16 protein-coding genes are annotated in these 15,939 nt (G+C 33.6%); 5 read left to right on the top strand and 11 right to left on the bottom strand.

What is annotated here, in order from left to right:
• Together B4N66_RS02540 and B4N66_RS02545 are read left to right on the top strand one after the other, a co-directional pair.
• A complete protein-coding gene (locus B4N66_RS02540) occupies positions 1-789 on the top strand; it encodes a DUF3667 domain-containing protein (protein WP_291092171.1) in 789 nt (262 codons plus the stop codon).
• The gene (locus B4N66_RS02545; protein ID WP_291092172.1) at positions 789-1,553 is read left to right on the top strand and encodes a class I SAM-dependent methyltransferase; all 765 of its coding nucleotides are present in this window, start codon (positions 789-791) and stop codon (positions 1,551-1,553) included. Before B4N66_RS02540 ends, B4N66_RS02545 begins: the two co-directional genes overlap by 1 nt.
• Before the next feature lie 86 nt (positions 1,554-1,639).
• On the opposite strand, the gene B4N66_RS02550 is transcribed toward B4N66_RS02545, so the two are convergent.
• The 11 genes from B4N66_RS02550 to B4N66_RS02600 form a co-directional block, all read right to left on the bottom strand.
• Positions 1,640-4,447: a M16 family metallopeptidase gene (locus B4N66_RS02550; protein ID WP_291092173.1), complete on the bottom strand. Its 2,808-nt coding sequence runs from the start codon at positions 4,445-4,447 to the stop codon at positions 1,640-1,642.
• 93 nt (positions 4,448-4,540) lie between these two features.
• Positions 4,541-5,560, bottom strand: coding sequence for an FAD:protein FMN transferase (locus B4N66_RS02555; protein ID WP_291092174.1), 1,020 nt, complete (start codon positions 5,558-5,560; stop codon positions 4,541-4,543).
• On the bottom strand, positions 5,538-5,903 hold the full coding sequence (locus B4N66_RS02560; protein WP_291092175.1) for a Na(+)-translocating NADH-quinone reductase subunit F: 366 nt from the start codon (positions 5,901-5,903) through the stop codon (positions 5,538-5,540). The genes B4N66_RS02555 and B4N66_RS02560 overlap by 23 nt, the downstream gene beginning before the upstream one ends.
• An 82-nt stretch (positions 5,904-5,985) precedes the next feature.
• Positions 5,986-6,402, bottom strand: coding sequence for an SH3 domain-containing protein (locus B4N66_RS02565; protein ID WP_291092176.1), 417 nt, complete (start codon positions 6,400-6,402; stop codon positions 5,986-5,988).
• 8 nt (positions 6,403-6,410) lie between these two features.
• Positions 6,411-6,752: a transporter gene (locus B4N66_RS02570; protein WP_291092177.1), complete on the bottom strand. Its 342-nt coding sequence runs from the start codon at positions 6,750-6,752 to the stop codon at positions 6,411-6,413.
• 111 nt (positions 6,753-6,863) lie between these two features.
• Positions 6,864-8,159, bottom strand: a complete 1,296-nt coding sequence (gene nqrF / locus B4N66_RS02575; protein WP_291092178.1) for an NADH:ubiquinone reductase (Na(+)-transporting) subunit F — start codon at positions 8,157-8,159, stop codon at positions 6,864-6,866.
• Positions 8,160-8,178: 19 nt separating this feature from the next.
• A complete protein-coding gene (nqrE, locus tag B4N66_RS02580) occupies positions 8,179-8,796 on the bottom strand; it encodes an NADH:ubiquinone reductase (Na(+)-transporting) subunit E (protein ID WP_248435616.1) in 618 nt (205 codons plus the stop codon).
• A gap of 29 nt (positions 8,797-8,825) precedes the next feature.
• Positions 8,826-9,488 carry an NADH:ubiquinone reductase (Na(+)-transporting) subunit D gene (locus tag B4N66_RS02585; RefSeq protein ID WP_248435618.1) on the bottom strand — a complete coding sequence of 221 codons (663 nt, stop codon included), beginning with the start codon at positions 9,486-9,488 and terminating at the stop codon, positions 8,826-8,828.
• 4 nt (positions 9,489-9,492) lie between these two features.
• Positions 9,493-10,224, bottom strand: coding sequence for an NADH:ubiquinone reductase (Na(+)-transporting) subunit C (gene nqrC / locus B4N66_RS02590; RefSeq protein WP_291092179.1), 732 nt, complete (start codon positions 10,222-10,224; stop codon positions 9,493-9,495).
• 2 nt (positions 10,225-10,226) lie between these two features.
• Positions 10,227-11,378 (bottom strand): NADH:ubiquinone reductase (Na(+)-transporting) subunit B, encoded by a 1,152-nt coding sequence (locus B4N66_RS02595; RefSeq protein WP_291092180.1) that lies wholly within the window; start codon positions 11,376-11,378, stop codon positions 10,227-10,229.
• Positions 11,379-11,388: 10 nt separating this feature from the next.
• A complete protein-coding gene (locus B4N66_RS02600) occupies positions 11,389-12,738 on the bottom strand; it encodes a Na(+)-translocating NADH-quinone reductase subunit A (RefSeq protein WP_291092181.1) in 1,350 nt (449 codons plus the stop codon).
• Between the two features lie 381 nt (positions 12,739-13,119).
• Here B4N66_RS02600 and B4N66_RS02605 point away from each other — a divergent pair, with 381 nt between their 5' ends.
• From B4N66_RS02605 to apaG, 3 genes are read left to right on the top strand one after another with little or no spacing between them, the layout of a single operon-like run.
• The gene (locus B4N66_RS02605) at positions 13,120-14,370 is read left to right on the top strand and encodes a DUF5103 domain-containing protein (RefSeq protein ID WP_291092182.1); all 1,251 of its coding nucleotides are present in this window, start codon (positions 13,120-13,122) and stop codon (positions 14,368-14,370) included.
• 3 nt (positions 14,371-14,373) lie between these two features.
• Positions 14,374-15,498, top strand: a complete 1,125-nt coding sequence (locus B4N66_RS02610) for a DUF3667 domain-containing protein (protein ID WP_291092183.1) — start codon at positions 14,374-14,376, stop codon at positions 15,496-15,498.
• A gap of 3 nt (positions 15,499-15,501) precedes the next feature.
• Positions 15,502-15,888, top strand: coding sequence for a Co2+/Mg2+ efflux protein ApaG (gene apaG, locus B4N66_RS02615; protein WP_291092184.1), 387 nt, complete (start codon positions 15,502-15,504; stop codon positions 15,886-15,888).
• Positions 15,889-15,939: the final 51 nt, after the last annotated feature.

Below are 15,939 nucleotides of genomic sequence, written 5' to 3' on the forward strand. Positions count from 1 at the left end.
ATGAATTGTAAAACGTGTGATTATTCCATCGATCCTAATGCAAGATATTGCCCTAATTGCGGTGCTAAAATAGTTGATGAAAGACTTTCTTTGAAAGGAACTTGGGAGGAATTTATCGGTCCGTTTTTTAGTTGGGATAATAATTTTTGGAGAACCTTTTTTGGGATGTTCAAAAATCCGAAGGATGTTTTGGAGGCTTATATTAGTGGGGCGAGAAAAAAATATTTTCACCCCTTTTCTTATATTATTTTGTATGCAACGGTAGCTGTTTTTTTCTATAAATTCTTTCCGATGGAATCTATCATGGAATATTCTGAAGGAATTTCTGACGGGGTTTCTAATAGCACAAAAAATGGTGCTAAAGCTCCAAAGATTGACATGAAACCTTTTATGGAGGCTATGATGAACTATTACAACTTTTTGATTTTGTTACTTATGCCTATTTATGCACTTACAAGTTACATAGTTTATCATAAAAGAGGTCATAATTTCTTTGAACATTTGGTTTTCAATAGCTACATTCAAACAAATCTAGGTTTTATATCGTTGGTTTTACAAGTACTATTGGTTAGCATATTAGGGATGACTTTTCAAAGTTATGCTACTCTATTTATGATCGTATTTGTATTTTATACAGTATACATTTTAAAGAAATTGTACAATCAAAATTTAAAACAAACCATTTTTTCAGGCATTAAATATGTCCTTTTATTTTTTGGATTGTATTTAGGAGTAATGACCATCTTCTCATTTCTTTTTGTCATAATCTTCTTTCTAACTAAGATGTAATGAAAAAAGTTTTTAAGCTTATATTAAATACTATTCCGCGACCCATTCTTATTCGGTTAAGTTATGTGGCAAGACCAATCTTAGAATTTTTATTGAAAGGAAGTCGGTTTACAGATCCAATTGATGGAAAAAGTTTCAAGATGTTTTTACCATACGGTTATGGAAAACAACGCAATAATGTTTTGTCTCCGAGTACACTTTCGTTGGAAAGACATCGGTTGTTATGGTTGTATTTGAATAATGAAACCGATTTTTTTACAGCCCCAAAAAAAGTGTTACATTTTGCACCTGAACAAGCGTTTTACAAGCGTTTTAGGAATCAAAAGAATTTAGATTATACGACTACTGATTTATTTTCGCCTTTGGCAGATGTGAAAGCGGATATTTGCAATCTTCCGTTTAAAGATGATTCGTATGATGTGATTTTGTGCAACCACGTTTTGGAGCACATTCCGGATGACACAAAAGCAATACAGGAATTGTACCGAGTTTTAAAACCGGGTGGGATGGGGATTTTTCAAATTCCGCAAGATTTGTCGAGAGCTACCACTTTTTCGGATGATTCAATTACAGATCAAAAAGAACGAGCAAAAATATTTGGTCAGTATGATCATGTTCGTGTATATGGCAGAGATTATTTTGACAAATTGAGAAGCATTGGTTTTAGAGTTGTTGAAGAAGATTATACTTCCAAAATTTCACCTGATTTGGTGGAGAAATATTGTTTGGCAAAAGGGGAAATTATTCCGGTTTGTTTTAAATAATTTTTATTTATTTTATCATTTTCAATGATAAAAAAAACCCACGGTTGAAACCGTGGGCTAGTAAATAAAATCATATTATTAGTGTTTTATTCCTCCGGCATTAACATCGCCACAACCTTATCTTTTGAAAGGTATTTTTTAGCAACAGCCTGAATGTCTTTTGCAGTAACTGCATCTATTTTTTGTTCCACTTGTAAAATTTCATCTGCTGAAACTCCATAAGTAAATGAACGGGTTAGATAAGACATCCAATAATTATTTTGCTTGATTTTTTCTTTGTAATCTAATTTTTCGGCTTCTTTGAACTTGTTTACATCTTTTTCTTCAGGACCATTTTCGATAATTTTGTTTAATTCTCTCAAGGCTGATTGCGTTAATGTTTCTGCATTTTCAGGTCCACAAGGGAAATTAATTGTGAAATTATAGCTTCCGTTAGGCACTTTGTTCATGCTTCCTCTGGCATTTGCTCCATAAACACCACTTTCATTTTCACGAAGTTCTTCTATTAATTTAATGGTAAGAACTTCTCCGGCAGCTCTTAAAGCTAAAGCTTCTTTTGCATCATACTTACAATCGCCATAGAACATAATGTTAACTGTGCTTTTTGGATCTTTACCTTTTTTAACCACTTTTTTCAAGTCGCCTTTCAACATTCTGTAGCCTAAATCAACAGCTTTTTCAGTTGTTCCGTTGGAAGGCAATGAAGCTAAATATTGACTTGCAAATTCTTCTAATTTTTGATCGTCAATGTTTCCAACAAAATAGAAATGGAAGTCGGCTGCATTGGCAAAACGCTCTTTGTATTTTTTATATGCTAATTCGTAATCTGTTTTTTCCCAAGCGGCATCATCTGGTAAAATTCCTTTGAAACGCGGGTTGTCTTGATTCAAATAAGTATATAATTCATTTTGAAAATGCATTGTTGGCATGGCTTTCATATTAGCCATAAAACCATTTTGTTTGATTTTATAACTTTCAAACGCTTCTTTATCCATATTCAAATCAGTAAAGTAAGCATAAACGGTTTGGAAAAGATATTCTAAATCTTTTGGTGCTGCTGAACCTCTAAAACCTTCTTGCGTTCCTCCTACATACGGATTAACTCTTGCAATTTTACCGGTCATGAATTTATTGATGTCATTCAATTTCATTCCGGAGAAACCGGCCTCCGTAAGTCCGCCCATTGCCCATTGCACTTTTTCGTATTCTTCGTTACCAATTAAATTTGATCCTCCAAAACTTAGAGCTTCAAAAAGAACTTCGTCATTTTTAAAGTCTGTTTTTTTGTAGGTTACTTTAGCTCCGTTTGATAAAGTTAACGTTGTTGTTCCAATTTTATCGTTTGTTTCTTTTTTGGTAACAGAACCTTTTTTTACAGGGTTTCTAAGTAAACTTTCAGCAACAGCTTCATCAACATAGGCAGTGATAGAAGATTTATCAACTTTAATTGAATTTAAAACTTCTTGTTCGGTTGGTTTAACCATACCTTCTTTTTCGGGTCCGGTTAAAATAATTACTCTATTATCTTCTTTAATGTAACCGCTAATCAACTTGTTGGTTTCTTCCACTGATATAGTTGGCAATAGTTTTTGCATGGTTTTAAAAGTCCACTCTATGCCTGGAACCGGATCATTTTGTAGAAAATTACCTTGGTATTCCCATACATAATTTTCTGATTCTGTTTTATCTCTTTCGTTGTATTGTTGTTCGATTTGCGATAAAAATTCAGTTTTAGCTCTTTCTAATTCACCAGCTGTAAAACCAAAAGCTTTTACTCTTTCATTTTCTTCAACTAGAATTTTTAAAGCTTCTAATTGCTTGTCTTGAGGTACCATCGCGAAAGATTGGAATGCTTTTTTTGTTTTAGCATACGTTCCTCCATAATACGAATAACCATAAGTGAAAGGTGGATTTGGTGAATTTCTCTTTTCTTCTAAACGATTGTTTAGCATTGTAGCAAACAAACCGATAGTTAGTTCTTCCTTCATATCACCAATTGTTTTAACCACTTTTGGCTCATCATAATCTTTATAAAGCAATTGCACTTGAGTGAACGCCGCTTCGGGATCACTTTCTACTGCAACAAAAGTTTCTTTGTGATTTGGAACATCAAATTTAGTTCTTGGACGTTCTTTTTTAGGGTTTTTGTAAGGTGAAAAATGAGAAATAATCTTTTTCTCCATTTCAGCCACATCAATATCACCAACTACTATCACGCTCATCAAATTTGGTCTGTACCAATCTTTGTAGAAATTAACCACTTTATCATAAGTAAAGTTTTCTAGAATTTCTTTTTGCCCAATAGGAAGACGTTTTGCATAATGTGAATTATACATCATTTTTGGCATAAATCGACCCATCATTCTCTTGTCTGCACCTAAACCAATTCTATATTCTTCTAAAACAACACCTCTTTCTTTGTCAATTTCTTCGGGAGTTAACGTTGTATTAAAAGCCCAATCTTCAATGATTTGAAAACCTTTTTCCAATTTTTCAGGATCATCAGATGGAATTGGTAAAAAATAAACAGTTTCATCGAAACTTGTGTAAGCATTCAAATGCTGACCAAACTTTACACCAATGCTTTGTAAATAATCTACTAATTCATTTTTTGGAAAGTTCTTAGTTCCGTTGAAACACATATGCTCCATAAAGTGAGCTAAACCTTGTTGATCATCATTTTCAAGAATGGAACCTGCGTTGATGACAAGTCGCAAATCAACTTTGTTTTCAGGTTTCGCATTCTTTTTAATGTAATACGTTAATCCGTTTTTTAATTTTCCGGTTTTCACTGAAGGATCCATCGGAATCGGACTGTCAAGTTTTAGTTCTTGAGCAAAAACCAATGATGGTAATGCTAACAAAAACAAGAATAGTTTGTTTAGTTTTTTCATATAAAAATATTTAATGGTTTGTAAATCTAAATGTATAACTTCAAATGTTAAAACTTATTATATTTTCTTTAACGAAAAAACCTACTTTTAGAATCATTCTAAAATAAGTGACTGAAAATTAGTCGTTTTAAATTGTTGAATTTGGTTTTCTTCGTCAGAATAAATTAGTAAAACATATAAGTCTTGTCTTGACTGAAGTAACTTTTTGATGTTTTCCATTTCCATAATCATAAAAGCAGTGGCATAACCATCCGCTTCAATGCTTCTTGATGCTAAAACGGTCGCACTTAAGATTGAACCTTTTTGAGAAAGTCCGTTTTTGGGGTTGATTATATGAACGAATTTTTGTCCGGATAATGAATCGGTCACTACTTTTCTGTAATTTCCTGATGTTGCCATTCCGAGGTTTTCTAATTTAATTTTGGCGATTAATGTTCGTTCTTCCGGTTTTTGAGTTGGATCATCAATACCGATTACCCAATTTTTGTTTTCTATGGTATTTTTACCAAAAGCAAAAATTTCACCACCAATTTCAACAATTCCGTTTAGAATACCTTTTGATTTTAGAAAATCAGCTACAACATCCACAGAATAACCTTGAGCAATGGCATTAAAATCAAAATAGGTTTGATTGAATTTTTTTGAAATGGTTTTATTTTCATTTAATTTAACTTTATCAAAACCGACAAATTGTAGCAAACTATCAACTTTAAATGGATTTAAATCTATTTTTTCTTTAGTTGGACCAAAACCATAAGCATTGACCAAAACACCAATTGTTGGATCAAAAAGGCCATTTGTTTTTTGATAAATTTTTTGCGAAGTTTTAAACGTTTCCACAAAAAAATCATCAACTACAATTGTAGAATCTCCAGCATTAATTTTTGAAATTTGTGAATCTGGTCGATAGGTGGAAAGTGACATATCAAAAGCCAATAACAACGAATCGATTGATGATTTTTTAATAACTTCTGTAGAGTTTATGTATTTTATGGCATACGTACTTCCTTGTGCTTCTCCTTGAATTACAAAAATCTTTTCTTTTTGATTTTCTTGACAACTAATCATAAGAAACGCAAAAACGAAAACACTAACTAATTTCTTTAATTCCATTGTAATTGATGATATAATCTTGATTTTTTGTAACTGGTTTTTCGTAATCTAAAGCATTGGCAATTCCTACTCCGGCATAAAGAACTTTTGCTTTGAGTTTTGTAGCGTGTTCTTTAAACGTTTCCATCCAAATTGAATCATATTCTTCCGGATTATTTGGATAATCGAAAACAGTAACCAGAACAAAATGCAGTGTATTGGTTGGTTTGTCAACACAAACAAATTGAGGGTGTCGCTTAAGTTGACTATTCACTGCGATGAACTCAAACCCTTGGCTTTCGAGTTCTTTACCAACATAATTCATCGCTATGTTGTGGAGGTCTTGATCTGATAAAATTTCCATTTCACAAAGGTAAGTTTTTAATTGTTATACATAAAAAAACCGACTCATTTCTAAATCGGTTTATATCGTTTTTATTAAAAAATTATGCTCTCAAATATCTTGCGTAAGCATAACCTTCTTCGCCGTCTTTGGTTCTGATTATCCACCACTCGTCTGACGTTTGTTCAACTAAAGTAACCACTTCGCCTTTTGCAGCTTTACCAACAATTGATCCTTCTGTGGAAGGTTCTCTTCTAATATTTAAGTTACTGCTTTCAGTAGCTACAACTAAAGTTGTACCGGGAACTAATCCAGCTACTTGAACATCAACATTAATATCACTTGCCGAAAAATTTGGGTCAATTAGTCCTAATGCATCCCAAACAGCATCTTTTGATTTATTATATGCAGTAGTTCCGGAAACATAAAGAATACCATCTTGTTCTACTACTTGTAAATTATTAATTCCTGCAGATTGAGCAGCTGCTACAACACTTGCATATTTATTGGATAATGTCATAGTTTGAATTAATTAGTATAGTTATAATTTACTTTACCAACTTTTAATGCATCAATAGACATTTTGATTGCTCTGGCTTGATCTGGAGTAACCTTTCCAGTAATGGTAAGTTCATCATTAACAACTTCTGCTTTAACGTTAGGAAAATCCTTTAAAGCATCATTTACTTTTTGCACTACTTCGGGAGAAACTGCAGAAACAGTTTCAACTTGAATGGGTTCTACTGGAGCTGGTTCAACAACTTCAACTGGTGTTTCAACTGAAACAGGCTCAGTTGCTTTCTTTTTACAAGAAACAACTGCTGCAGCCATCAATAGTGATAGAGCTGCGATTTTGAATGTTTTTTTCATAATAAATAATATGTGTGTATAAATATTAACAAATTTATGCTAAAAAACTTTACTAAAAATAAAAAAACCGATTCATTTCTGAATCGGTTTAAGTATTTTATTAAAATTGGACTATCCTCCAAAGTCATCAAAACGAATGTTTTCCGGTGGCATTCCGAAATCTTCACCCATTTTTTGAACAGCATTGTTCATCATTGGTGGACCACAGAAATACAACTCAATATCTTCCGGATTTTCGTGTTTAGATAAGTAATTATCAATTACAACGTTGTGAATAAATCCAACAAAACCATCGCCTTCTCCACTTGTTCCGTCTTTTACTTTCCAGTTATCTTCCGGTAATGGTTCAGACAAAGCCATGTAGAATTTAAAGTTCGGGAAATCCTTTTCTAAAGCTCTAAAATGATCAACATAGAATAATTCCCGTTTTGAACGACCACCATACCAATAGGTCACTTTTCTTCCTGTTTTTACAGTTCTGAATAGGTGATATAAATGTGAACGCATTGGAGCCATTCCGGCACCACCTCCAACATACAACATTTCTGCTTCACTTTCATTGATAAAAAATTCTCCATAAGGTCCAGATACAATTACAGGATCACCTGCTTTTCTTGAGAAAATGTATGATGATGCAATTCCAGGGTTAACCGATGTCCAACCATTTTTAGCTCTGTCCCAAGGCGGCGTAGCCACACGAACATTTAGCATAATTTTTCTTCCTTCTGCCGGGTAAGAAGCCATTGAATAGGCTCTTTCAACCAATTCAGTGTTTTTCATCACTAATGGCCATAAATTGAATTTATCCCATTCTGCTTTAAATTTATCAGGTTCACCAGGATGTTCTTCCGGATGAGCAGTAATATCAATATCGGAATATTTTACTTCACATTTAGGAATTTCAATTTGAATATATCCGCCTGCTTCATAATGCATATCGTCCGGTAATTCAACAATGAATTCTTTAATAAACGAAGCAACGTTATAATTTGAATATACTTTTGCTTCAAATTTTTTGATGCCGAAAACCTCCTCAGGTACTTCGATAACCATATTGTTTTTTACTTTCACTTGACAACCCAATCGCCATCCTTCGGCAATTTCTTTTCTTGTAAAATGTGGTTCTTCTGTTGGAAGAATTGATCCTCCTCCATTCGTTACAATACATTTACATTGTATACAAGTTCCACCGCCACCACAGGCAGATGGAAGAAATATTTTACTGTTTCCAAGTGTAGTAAGTAGTGTATTTCCAGATTCTACTTCTAATTCGTTTTCTCCGTTAATTTTAATTTTTACCGGACCGGATGGAAGTAATTTTGATTTGGCTCCTAACAACATTCCCACTAAAAGGAAAACGATGACTAGGAAAACTACAACACTGGCTAAGATTACTGGTGTATTCATTATATTGTATCTTATTTAATTATATTTTAATTCCCATAAAACTCATAAAACCAATCGCCATTAAACCTGTAATGAGGAAAGTAATACCTAATCCACGTAATGGAGCAGGAACGTGTGAATAAGCAATTTTTTCACGAATGGCAGCAATGGCTAAGATGGCTAAAAACCATCCGATACCTGAACCTAAACCATAAGTTACTGCTTCGGAAATTCCTCCGAAATCTTTTTGTTGCATAAATAACGAACCTCCTAAAATTGCACAGTTAACTGCGATTAATGGAAGGAAGATACCTAAAGCTCCGTAAAGTGCCGGTGCAAATTTTTCAACAACCATTTCAACTAATTGCACCATCGAAGCAATTACGGCGATGAACATAATGAAACTAAGGAAACTTAAATCCAAAGAGGCATAATCTTCACCTAACCAAGCTAATGCTCCTTGTTTTAATAAATAATTATCCAATAAGTAGTTGATTGGAACTGTTATCGCTAATACGAAAATTACAGCAACACCTAAACCAACGGCTGTTTTAACTGTTTTTGATACCGCTAAATAGGAACACATTCCTAAGAAGTAGGCGAAAATCATATTTTCGATGAAAATACTTTTTACAAATAAACTTGCTAATTCTTGCATGTTATAATAATTTAATAGCTAAGCTATGATTAGTGTTTTTCAATTAATTTACGGTTTTTTGAACGTTGAATCCATATGATGATTCCAACTACTATTAATGCCATTGGCGATAATAACATCAAACCGTTATTTTCATATCCGTAAGCATATAGTCCGGTTTTATCAGTAACATTTCCTAAAACTTCATAACCTAACAATTTGCCAGAACCAAGTAATTCACGGAAAAACGCTACTACAATTAAGATTACTCCGTAACCCCAAGCATTACCAATTCCGTCTAAAAATGATTTCCATGGTCCATTTCCTAAAGCAAAAGCTTCCAGACGTCCCATTACGATACAGTTGGTAATAATTAAACCTACGAATACTGATAATTGTTTACTAACATCATAGGCAAATGCTTTCAAAACTTGGTCAACTAAAATTACTAACGAAGCAACAATTACAAGTTGAACGATAATTCTAATTCTGTTTGGAATTAAATTTCTGATTAACGATACAATTACGTTACTGGCTGCCAAAACTACTAATACCGAAATTGCCATAACGATAGCCGGTTTTAACTGAACAGTAATTGCTAACGCAGAACAAATTCCTAATACTTGAACGGTGATTGGATTGTTATCATTGAATGGATCAGACAACAATGTTCTATTTTTCTTTGAGAACAACGGTTCTTTTTCTTCTGACATAATGCTAATTTTTTAGTGCAAGTTTAGATTTTTGACTGGAAAAATAATTTCCGTAATGAGATAATCTTTCTTTGATCATCGCTGATACTCCATCGCCGGTAATCGTTGCACCAGAGATTGCATCTACTTTATTATCGTCTTTATCGTTTCCGCCAGTGTATCCTTTCTTTACTTCAATTCCAACTAATTCACCTTCGGTTGTAAATATTTTTTCACCTACAAAACGATCTAAAAACCAAGGCTGAGTAATTTCAGCTCCTAAACCAGGTGTTTCACCTTTGTGATCAAAAACAACACCTTTTACCGTATTCATATCTTTTTCTAAAGAAACATAACCCCAAATTGCATCCCAAAGACCTGCTCCACGAAGCGGAATGATGTAAAAAGTTTCTCCATCTTTCTCAGCTACAAATAGTGGAAATTTTTGTTGAGCTACATCTTTCTTTACTTCCGTTTTTAAATCAATTTCAAACGTTTTCTGTCTATCTTCAGTTGCAGTACCATCGGCATTAATTAAATAACCACTTTTGATTACTTCATCAAATTTTGCTTGTGCCTCTTCTCTACTGATTCCGGTAACTCCTACAGTAGTTAGAATATTTTGCATTTTTTCATTTCTTACGTTAACATCTTGCATCGGCTTTAATGAAGTAGCTGCAAAAGCTAACAAAGCTCCCACGACTACCACCATAATTCCGGCAAATAAAAACGTATATCCGTTACTATTTCTATCCATGATTAAGCAGTTTTTAATTGTTTAGCAACTCTTTTCTTTCTTCTTTTGACGTTACCTTCCACCACATAATGGTCGATGGTTGGTGCAAATACATTCAATAATAATATCGCCATCATCACACCTTCCGGATAAGCCGGATTGAAAACTCTAATTAAAATACTAAAGAATCCAATTAAAAACCCATATATCCATTTTCCTCTGGTTGTTTGAGCGGCAGATACAGGATCTGTTGCCATAAATACGATACCAAATGCTAAACCTCCTACTAATAGGTGGCTCATACCAAAGTTCATTAAAGGATTTGCCCCCCATAATTCGAATAAGAAAGCGGTAAACGCAGCTCCTAAAAATCCGCTGACAATGATTCTCCAACTTCCAACTCCGGTGATGACTAAAATGGCGGCACCAACTAGAATCCAAAGTACAGATGTTTCTGAAATAGATCCCGGAATGGTTCCCGCAAACATACTCCACGTATCATAACCTGCTTCTTGCCCAGCAGCTAATTTTCCTAAAATTGTTTCTCCAGAAATTGCATCCGTTGTAGTGGCATCTGAAACCCAAACTTTATCTCCAGACATATAAGTTGGATAAGCAAAAAAGGCAAATGCTCTAGCGGTTAATGCAGGGTTTAATATGTTCATACCGGTTCCTCCGAAGGCTTCTTTACCGATAATTACTGCAAAAATAACAGATAAAGCCAACATCCATAATGGTAAGTCGATTGGCATGATCATCGGAATTAACAATCCGGTTACTAAGTATCCTTCGTTTACTTCGTGACCTCTTACTATGGCAAAGTAGAATTCAATTCCTAATCCAACTCCGTAAGAAACGGCGATCATAGGCAATACTTTCCACATTCCGTGAACCAAAGCATCCATAAATGGAACTACTTCTTGAATTTGCGACAAACTTTGGTAACCTGCATTCCAAGTTCCAAAAATTAATGCAGGAATTAAAGCCAAAACTACCGTAATCATGGTACGCTTTAAATCTACTGCATCTCTAATGTGAGCTCCGTGCTTAGTTGTGTGATTTGGAACATATAAAAATGTGTCCAATGCATTGACAGCCGGTGCAAATTTTTCCAATTTTTCACCTTTTCCGAAAGGCTTTTTTATTTGGTCTATTTTATCTCTTAAAAACTTCATAGCTATATTTTTAACCTACTTCGTTAATCATTAAATCTAATGCTTCTCTGATAATTACTTGAGCTTCTAATTTAGAAGTATTCGTGTAATCTATCAAAGCAAAATCTTCAGGAGCTACTTCGTAGATTCCTAAACTTTCCATTTTATCGATGTCATTTGCTAAACAAGCTTTTAGCAATTGCATTGGATAAATATCCAACGGCATTACTTTTTCCATTTCGCCAGTTACAACTAATGCACGCTCTTCACCGTTTAAATTTGTATCAGCAACATATTTTTTCCCCGGCATTAACCAAGACAAAGCTGTACGTTGCATACTGTGTTTATTTGCTCCTGCAAATGGCAACCAACCAAACATTCTGTATTGATTTCCTTCCGGAATAACCGTTACAGTGTTTGAATAATAGCCTAAATTTCCGTTTGCTGAAACTTTATCGCCTGTGAAAACATCACCGGAAATGATTCGAACATTATCTGAAGCTAATTTTCCGGAAACAATTTCTTTCATTTGAGCTCCAATTCGAACGGTATAATATTGTGGTTTTGTTACTTCTGAACCGGTTAATGCAATTACTTTGGTTGCATCAAATTTTCCGGTTAAAAATAAATCACCAATGATGGCAACGTCTTGTGGTGCAACAATCCAAACTCTTTCTCCTGCATTGATTGGGTCAATTTTGGAAATTTGAACACCAACGTTTCCTGATGGATGCGGACCAAAAACTTTATGTAATTCTACTCCCGAAACAGAACTGAAAATTGAATTTACTTTTCCGTTTACCGAAAGATGAACTTTTCCTTGGGTTAATTTTGATAAAGCATCAACTCCGGCTTGAAATTGAGTTAATTTATCTTTTAAAGCCACTTCAACATCGGCAGATAAGGGTGCCGAATTATAAGCAGAAATAAAAATTGCTTTTGGAGTATCGGTGGAAGTTGCTACAACATCATACGGACGTTGTTTGATGAAAGGCCAACATCCTGAAGCAAGTAAATGTGATTTTACTTGTTCTGCTGACATTTCTTTTGGATTTTTCTTTCCGTGCTCCACAAAAGTGTCTTGTGCATCGGCTAGAATGTTGATTTCCAAAATAACTCTTTTTTCTCCACGCTTGATTTCACTAATTTTTCCGGAAACGGGGGAAACAAACTTTACTGCTTCATCGTTTTTGGAATAAAAAATGACTTCTCCTGCTTTAACTTCGGCTCCTTCTTTAAGCACCAGTTTTGGTGTAACTTTATGAAAATCAGAAGGCTTTATGGAATAAACTTGTGATCGTGAAGTTGCATCAACTTTTGCTTCTGCCTCTCCAACGAGTTTTAAGTCTAACCCTTTCTTGATTCGAATGTCTTTTGACATATTTTATGAAGATATGATTAGTAAATAGTTTTACATAATTTTAAACGGTGCAAATTTAAAAATTAAATAACAATTGAGCGACATGATTAACAAATGTCTAATGGTTTTTCATTTATTTATATTAATTCTAAATAACGATTTGATTTTCAATCGAAATGATTCACTTTTAATGAATTCCTCCTCAGCCCCGATTGAAGCCAATAGCTTTTTGTTCTGGTGTTCAGAACAAAAACTATGGCGAAAAGCGGGAACATGGCTAGCTGATAATGCCCGAACCTTTCGCTCCAAAAAATTTAAAAAATATTCTATCGGAAAATTATGTGGCATCTTTTATGTTAGCAAATAAATAGTATATTTACCTTTTGATTAAAAAATTCTCTCATGCGAAACCTTTTTTTACTCGTTTTTTGTTGTATCTGTTCTGTTTCTTTGGCTCAAATTGAACAAGAAATTGCTCCGCCTTATAACATTAAAACGGCTACGTTTATTCAGAATAACATTAATGCGATTCCGATTTTTAGGTTGGGTGATCCTTTTCAATTTGTTTTTGATGATTTGTATGGCGATGAAGCAAACTACTATTACACAATCACGCATTGCGATTATAATTGGACAAAATCGCAGTTGAATTTGAATGAATATATTGTGGGATTGGACAATCAACGCATTATAGATTATGAAAATTCTTTCAATACGTTGCAATTGTATTCGCATTACAGAGTTTCATTTCCTAATCAGTTTACTAAAGGTTTTAAAGTGAGTGGAAATTATATGTTGAAAATCTTTAACAACAGTCAGGAATTGGTTTTTTCAAGAAAGTTTATTTTATATGAAGATTTGGTTTCGGTTCCAATGCAAGTGAAAAGTGCTCGTGATGTGCGGGTTTTGAATCAGAAGCACAATTTAGAATTTTCGATTTTGCCTAACAATATGTTGTTGCAGAATCCGATTCAGAATATTAAAATTATGTTGTTGAAAAATGGGATTTGGAACACCGCCATTACCAACGTAAAACCAATGTTTACATTAGGCAACGATTTGATTTATAAATACGATAAAGAAACCCAGTTTTGGGCAGGAAATGAATTTTTGTTTTATGAAAACAAAGACATTCGAAATGCAGTGAACAATGTTCGTTATATTGAATTAAAAGGAATTTATAATACCTATTTAATGCCTAATGCCAGCAGAGGAAACTTAGAATACACTTATTTTCCTGACTATAACGGAAACTTTTTGATTAACAACGTGGGTGCAAGAGAAAATGTTAACGTGGAAGCTGATTATTCATGGGTGTTTTTTACTCTAAGTGCTCCGACTTATTATGGTAAAAAGGATATTTATATTACCGGAATGTTCAACAATTATGCTTTGACACCGGAATATAAAATGGATTATAATAAAGAAAAAGGCATCTATGAAAAAGCCTTGATTGTTAAACAAGGTTTTACAAATTATGAATACACATTAGCCGATTCTAATGGCCTAGTAGATTTTGAGAATGCATTAGATGGCAACTTTTTTCAAACGGAAAATAATTATTTTTGTATAGTTTATTACCGTGCCAACAACGATCGTTTTGACCGCGTAATCGGTAAAGGAATGGCAAGTTCGGTTGATATTATCAAATAATATATGTCTGAATCTACAAGAGAAATTAAAAATTACCGCGGATTAAAATGCTTAAACTGTAATCATCCGCTAGACATTTCAGATAAATTTTGCCCCAATTGCGGACAAAAAAACACCACCAAAAGACTAAGTCTAAAAGACTTTGTAGATGAGTTTTTGGCTAATTTTTATGCCTATGACTCCAAGGTAAAAAATACCATCATAAAACTTTTTACCAAACCCGGCAAAGCTGCAAAAGAATTTATTGATGGTAAACGGCAAACATATGCCAATCCGTTTCGGTTTTATTTAAGCGTATCGCTAATCTATTTTATTTTCAGCGGTTTGGTTACCAAGTTCAGCGAAGAGACAATTGTTGATTTGGACCAGACTATCATCAAAAAAAGCGAACAAAATAGTCAAGAAAAAGATTCTACAAAAACAACTAAAGATTCACTCGATTTAAACGACCCAAAATCACCCGTTCAAATCAGCCTTGGCAACAATAATATTAAAATAAAAAAGGATACCTTAAAAAAGCAAAAATTTTACACCGAAAAACAAATTGCAGGTTTTGGTTTTTTAAAGAGAACGTCTCGAAAAGTTCAAACATATGCCAATTTTTTTGACCATTCTAAAACAACTTATCCGCCAAAGATTCTCGATTCACTAAAACATGAAAAATCAAAATGGAATTTGTATTTACTCAAAAAAACCTATCAATTTAAAAAATTGAATGAAGAGGACAATTTTGGCAAAAACGGTTTTGAGCTATTTTTTGATTATTTGTTAGACAAACTGCCATTTATTTTATTTATTTCTTTACCCTTTTTAACAATTGTATTTGCTGTTTTATATTACAGAAAAAAATTATCCTACGCAGAACACATGGTTTTTGTCTTCAATTTTATGACATTCATGTTTTTAATCATATTTGTAGTAGAAATTATCGGATTACTAACAGGTTTAGACTTAGGTTGGATATTTCTAATCATAACGCCCATTTATTTTTACAAAGCATTAAGAAATTTTTATCAACAAAGTAGGTGGAAAACAATTTTAAAATTTGTAATTTTGAACTTTCTATTACCAACAACTGCTTCATTTGTAGCACTTTTGGTTTTATTTATAGGATTTTTGTTGTATTAAATTATGGTTTCACAAATAACAAGAGGCATAAAAATTTCAGTTACTACTAGTTTTGAAGGCACTTACTTCAAGAACTACAAGCTTCATTTTGCCTTTAGTTACCACATTACCATCGAAAACCACAGCAAAGATTCCGTACAATTAATGTCGCGGCATTGGGAAATTTTTGACTCACTCAACCACAAAGAAATCGTTGACGGCGAAGGAGTTATCGGAAAAAAACCCGTTCTAAAACCCGGCGAAAGTCACACCTACAGTTCAGGTTGTTTATTGTCGTCGCCTTTTGGAGCCATGCGAGGTCATTTTAATATGATTAATTTCACGTCAACCCGCAATTTCAGAGTCATTGTACCTACTTTCAAGTTAGGAGCTCCATTTGCTTTAAATTAATTTCCAGAAGCTATTTCCCGCTATCCGTTGCAAGCTTTTTTGTCTTGTTGC

Origin of the sequence: Flavobacterium sp. UBA2787 (assembly GCA_002352205.1) — a bacterium.
GTDB lineage: Bacteria > Bacteroidota > Bacteroidia > Flavobacteriales > Flavobacteriaceae > Flavobacterium.